The organism is uncultured Halorubrum sp., assembly GCF_937146585.1.
Classification (GTDB): Archaea; Halobacteriota; Halobacteria; order Halobacteriales; family Haloferacaceae; genus Halorubrum; species Halorubrum miltondacostae.
On sequence record NZ_CAKZRO010000074.1, the window covers coordinates 1 to 5,157 of the forward strand.

Here is a 5,157-nt window from a genome sequence, read left to right on the forward strand (position 1 = left end):
ACGGCTCACATCAGATCACCGCTTACGCCGGAGCGCAGGGGGCGTGATCCTCATCCTTCGCGGACCTGAACGTACCGGGCGACGGGTCATAAACCCATCGAAACGGTACTGGTCCAGCGAAACCGGGCCGAGTTGAACGGCCCGAGTCCGCGTTGCGTTCTTCGCATTTCTTCGAATGCCCGGGTTGTACTTAACCCCGTCGAACTACCGACGCCACGTCATGCGATTTCATGCCGGGAGGAGCGGCGTAACTGACCGGATCGAGGCCGAGCACGGAGCGCGCCGTCCGAGACGGCCTCTCCGCGGCAACGTAGCGATCGACTCCGTAGCGGCGGGGCTACGCGGTGCGGAAAACGAGAGATCGGAACCGGAACGCCCGGGGATTACTCCTCCTCGAGGTACTCGATGCCCTGCTTCGAAACGTTGGCCTTCGTGATGTCGTCGAGGTCGTTGAGCCAGAAGTCCTCGTCGGCCTCGTCGACTTCCGGAGCGCTGTCCTTCCACGCCCATCCCTCGTACTCGTGGACTTTCCGCGTCCCCTTCTCACGGAGCCGGAGAGTCGTTCGGTCCGCGTCCTCCTCGGAGGGCGCTGGCTCGAGCGTCCGGGCCGCTTTGAGTGCCGCCTGCCGCGGCATGTTCCCCGAGAACTCGCTCGGTTCCGATCCGTCCTCCTCCCGAAGGGCAAAGTTTCGCTTACCGTCTTCACGTACCATGGTTTTGCCTCCGTGTGAAACCAGCACACAGTGTGTAATAAATATATCGGGGAAATGAAAGCTGTGCGGCACAATCTTTATATACGATCCCGGCTGCTGGTAGCGATTCTGCGGAGCGACGACGGGCGGTCGCCGCTGTCGGAGCGAAGTTGTCGACCCGTCGCTCCCGCGCGAGCGCGCTTTCGAGAGTCGGGAGCGGTTCGAACTCCGCCCGCTGTCGAGGAGTCGGGAGGCGGCTCCCGACGCGAGTCACGCTGGCTTGGTAACGGAGGCCGACGTGCGTGAGAGGCGGAGACCGGCGCGGAGTGCGGGTAAACAACACTTATGTGTCTGCTATGGCCAAGTGCGACAAGTACACCCGCGATGGTCCGCAAAAAGAAGCTCAGCCCCAGTGGCGCCAAGGACGACGAGGGGGAGTACCACAACGTCCACGTGAACCTCCACGAGGACGAACTCGCCGTCGCCGGCATGGAGATCGGCGACGAGGTGTTCGTCCGGGTCCGAGACGGGAAGATAATCATCCAGAAGGCGGACGCCAACCCGGAGCAACTCGAGCACGACTTCTGACGCGAGCGGGTGAGCGGAGTTACCGCGACGCCGAGCGACGGCGACGCGGACCGCGGTCGGCGGATTGATTGTCGCTCGCGACGACACGTAGACGATGGGCGCGTACGACCTGTTGAAGCCAGCACTGTTCCGGCTGCCGCCGGAGACGGCGCACGGACTGATCCACCGACTGCTGGGCGGAGTCCAGGGAACGCCGGTCGGCGACGCACTCGCCGGTCGGTACGTCGTCGACGACGACCGACTTGAGGTCGACGCGTTCGGGGCGGCGTTCCCGAACCCCGTGGGCGTCGCCGCCGGATTCGACAAGAACGCGCACGTGCCGCGAGCGCTGGCGTCGCTCGGGTTCGGGCACGTCGAGGTCGGCGGCGTCACCGCGGAGCGACAGCCCGGGAACCCGCGGCCGCGGCTGTTTCGCTTGCCCGAGGACGAGGCCCTCGTCAATCGGATGGGGTTCAACAACGAGGGTGCGGACAGGGTGGGCGAGCGGCTCGACCGCGACCCCCTCCCGGACGTGCCGGTCGGGATCAACATCGGGAAGTCGAAGTCGACGCCGCTCGAGGAGGCGCCCGACGACTACCTCTACACGTACGAGCGCGTCGCGAACGCGGGCGACTACTTCGTCGTCAACGTCTCCAGTCCCAACACGCCTGGCCTCCGCGAGCTCCAGAACCGCGAGGCGCTGGAACGTATCCTCGGGACGCTGGACGACGCGGGGGCCGACCCCCTCCTCGTGAAGCTCTCCCCGGACCTCCCGGAGCCGGCGGTCGAGGACGCGCTCGGCGTCGTCGACGACCTCGACCTCGACGGCGTCATCGCGACGAACACGACGACGTCGCGCCCGGACTCGTTGGGGAGCCACAACCGGGCGGAGCGCGGCGGGCTCTCGGGGAAGCCCGTCGAGTCGCTCGCGACGGAGCGGATACGGTTCGTCGCGGAGCGGACGGACGTGCCCGTGATCGGCGTGGGCGGGATCTCAGACGCCGCGGGGGCGTACGAGAAGATACGCGCGGGGGCCTCGCTGGTACAGCTGTACACGGGGCTGGTCTACGAGGGGCCGAGCCTCGCGCGCGACATCAACGAGGGGCTCCTCGAACTGCTCGAACGGGACGGGTTCGGCTCGGTCGCGGCGGCCGTCGGCGCGGACCTGTGAGCGGGTCGAGAAAGAGGGAAACGAAGGCGGGTTACGCGTCGTTGCGCACGATGACGACGACGTCGTCGGCCTGAAGCAGCTCGCCCTCGCCCCGGTACTGCCGCTCCTCTTCGACCGCGAACTCCTCGTCGACGAGCGTGACGCCCGCGACGTGGAGCTCGTCGTCGGCGAGCTCGTAGTCCTCCTGCGCCAAGCCGGCCTCGATGTCGCCGACCTGGTCGCCGTACTTCGGACCGACGGTGGCGTAGTCGAGGTCGATCCCGGTGATCACCGTCTCGACGGGCGCGTCGCCGTCGGGGTGGACCGCGAGGTCGTCGACGTGCATCACGCCGGTGATGTCGTCCTCGAAGCCGCGCACGTCGGCGTACACCTCCACCGCGTCGAGCGCGGCGGTGAGCGGGAGCTGGTTCTCGCTTTTGTACTTGCGGAGCGCGCCAACGACGGCGGTGGCGGCGGTCCCGGCGTCGCGGTCGGCCTCGACCCCGAGCGGCTCGGGCCAGTCGGCGAGGTGGATCGAGTCGCTCGCGCCGTCCGCGAGGGCGGCCTTGTCAGCCGCGTCGGCGTACATGTCGTGCCACAGCTCCTCGGTGACGTGCGCGAGCAGCGGCGCGAACAGCTTCAGGAACCGGCGGTGCGCGGTCCGGAGCGTGTACGCGGCCGCGTCGTCCTCGCGCTGTTTCGCGATCTCGAGGTAGTCGTCACAGAACGTGTTCCAGAAGAAGCTCCGGAGCTCGTCGCGCGCCTTCGAGAACGCGCGGTCGTCGAGGAGGTCGGTGAGCCGCTCGACCTCGGCGTCGAGCTCGGCGAGGAGCCAGCGGTCGAGCTCGCGGAGGCCGCCCTCGGGCTCGGCCGGGAACGGCTCGGGCGCGAGCGACTCGACGAGCTTCGAGGCGTTCCACAGCTTCCGGATCAGCTTCTCGCCCGCGCGGAGATCCTTCTCCTTGAACGGGAAGTCGTCGCCGACGGCGGTGCCGGCCGCCCAGTAGCGCGTGGCGTCGACGGGGAACTCCTCGAGGACCGCCTCGGGCTCGACGACGTTGCCGACGGACTTCGACATCTTCTCGCGGTTCTCGTCGAGGACGTGCCCGTTGATCATCGTCTCCTCGAACGGGACCTCGCCGGTGTGCTCGTAGCACTTGACGAGGGTGTGGAACAGCCAGAAGCTGATGATGTCGTGGCCCTGCGGTCGGAGGTCGAACTGATACAGCTCCGGGCGCTCCATCGTGAACTCACCGGCCTCGTCGTCCCAGTCCCAGCCGGCGTTGATCAGGGGCGTGAGACTGGAGGTGGCCCACGTGTCGAGCACGTCGTCCTCGGGCTCGAAGGCGTCGTGACCGCACTCCGGACAGGCGTCGACCGGCGGGTCGTCGGAGAGCGGGTCGACCGGCAGGTCGGCCTTGTCGGCGACGACGACCTCGCCGCAGTCATCGCAGTACCACACCGGGAACGGGATGCCGGAGGAGCGCTGGCGGGAGATGAGCCAGTCCCACTGGAGCCCCTCGACCCAGTGTTCGTACCGGGTGAACATCTTCTCGGGGGACCAGTCCATCTCGCGGCCGACCGCGAGGTACTCGTCCGTCTTGTCGAGCATCTCGATGTACCACTGCTCGGTGACGAGGAACTCGACGCTCGTCCCGCAGCGCTCGTGGACGTTGACCGTGTGGGTGATGTCGCGGCGGTCGAGCAGCGCACCCGCCTCGTCGAGGTCCTCGACGATGGCCTCGCCGGCCTCGTCGGCGTGGAGCCCCTCGTACGCCTCGGCGACGCCGGTCATGTGGCCGGACTCGTCGATGGCGACCCGGAGGTCCAGGTCGTGGACCTGGTACCACTCGATGTCGTTCTGGTCGCCGAACGTACAGCACATCACGATGCCGGAGCCGGTCTCCATGTCGACGCGCTCGTCGGCGATGATCGGCACCTCGTGGCCGAACAGCGGCACCTCGGCGGACTCGCCGACGAGGGCCTGATTCTCCTCGTCGTCCGGGTGGACGAAGACGGCGACGCACGCGGGGAGGAGCTCGGGCCGCGTCGTCGAGATGACGAACTCGGCCGGGAGGTCGTCGTCCGCGTCGCCCCCGACCACGGGGAAGGCGATGTCGTTGAAGTGGCTCCCCTGTTCGTCGTCCTCGGTCTCGACCTGCGAGATGGCGGTCTCGCACTCGGGACACCAGATCGCGGGGGCCTTCTCGCGGTACTCCCGACCCTGCTCGTACAGGTCGAGGAACGAGAGCTGCGAGACGCGCTGGACGCGGGGTTCGATCGTCTGGTAGGTGTGGTTCCAGTCGACCGACACGCCGAGCGACTGGACGTTCTCGGTGAATTGCTCCTCGTAGTCGGCACAGACCTCTCGGCACTTCGCCTGGAACTCGCGCCGCTCGAAGTCCTGGTGGCGGATGTCGAGCTCGTCCTCGGTGAGCCGCTCGGAGGCGATGCCGTTGTCGTCGTAGCCGAACGGGAAGAACGTCTCGCCGCCGTTCATCCGCTCGAAGCGCGCGACGAAGTCCTGGAGGGTGAACCCGTACAGGTGGCCCATGTGGAGGCTCCCCGATACCGTCGGCGGGGGCGTGTCGATGGAGAAGACGGTGTTCGGGTCGACCGGGTCGTCGTCGGAATAGGCGTACGTCTCCTCGTCGACCCATCGCCGCTGCCAGCGCGGCTCGACGGCGTCGGGGTCGTACTCACCACTGGGCATTTCGGTCACACGTTCCGCCGGTTCCCCCTTAACGG

The 5,157-nt window shown here is 67.6% G+C and carries 4 protein-coding genes; 2 read left to right on the forward strand and 2 right to left on the reverse strand.

Going from position 1 to position 5,157, the window contains the following annotated elements; translation table 11 throughout:
* Positions 1-383: 383 nt before the first annotated feature.
* Positions 384-713 (reverse strand): non-histone chromosomal MC1 family protein, encoded by a 330-nt coding sequence (locus Q0116_RS06880; protein WP_297886594.1) that lies wholly within the window; start codon positions 711-713, stop codon positions 384-386.
* A gap of 363 nt (positions 714-1,076) precedes the next feature.
* Between Q0116_RS06880 and Q0116_RS06885 the strand changes: the two genes are divergently transcribed.
* Together Q0116_RS06885 and Q0116_RS06890 are read left to right on the forward strand one after the other, a co-directional pair.
* Positions 1,077-1,280, forward strand: a complete 204-nt coding sequence (locus Q0116_RS06885) for a hypothetical protein (protein ID WP_049931938.1) — start codon at positions 1,077-1,079, stop codon at positions 1,278-1,280.
* A gap of 94 nt (positions 1,281-1,374) precedes the next feature.
* Positions 1,375-2,430: a quinone-dependent dihydroorotate dehydrogenase gene (locus tag Q0116_RS06890; protein ID WP_297886595.1), complete on the forward strand. Its 1,056-nt coding sequence runs from the start codon at positions 1,375-1,377 to the stop codon at positions 2,428-2,430.
* A gap of 31 nt (positions 2,431-2,461) precedes the next feature.
* Here the strand turns inward: Q0116_RS06890 and Q0116_RS06895 are convergent, their stop codons facing one another.
* The gene (locus Q0116_RS06895; RefSeq protein WP_297886596.1) at positions 2,462-5,122 is read right to left on the reverse strand and encodes a valine--tRNA ligase; all 2,661 of its coding nucleotides are present in this window, start codon (positions 5,120-5,122) and stop codon (positions 2,462-2,464) included.
* Positions 5,123-5,157 lie beyond the last annotated feature (35 nt).

Bases quoted from the DNA above. Each gene is read 5' to 3' on its own strand.
- Q0116_RS06880 (WP_297886594.1), bottom strand. From the start codon at position 713: ATGGTACGTGAAGACGGTAAGCGAAACTTTGCCCTTCGGGAGGAGGAC.
- Q0116_RS06885 (WP_049931938.1), top strand. From the start codon at position 1,077: ATGGTCCGCAAAAAGAAGCTCAGCCCCAGTGGCGCCAAGGACGACGAG.
- Q0116_RS06890 (WP_297886595.1), top strand. From the start codon at position 1,375: ATGGGCGCGTACGACCTGTTGAAGCCAGCACTGTTCCGGCTGCCGCCG.
- Q0116_RS06895 (WP_297886596.1), bottom strand. From the start codon at position 5,122: ATGCCCAGTGGTGAGTACGACCCCGACGCCGTCGAGCCGCGCTGGCAG.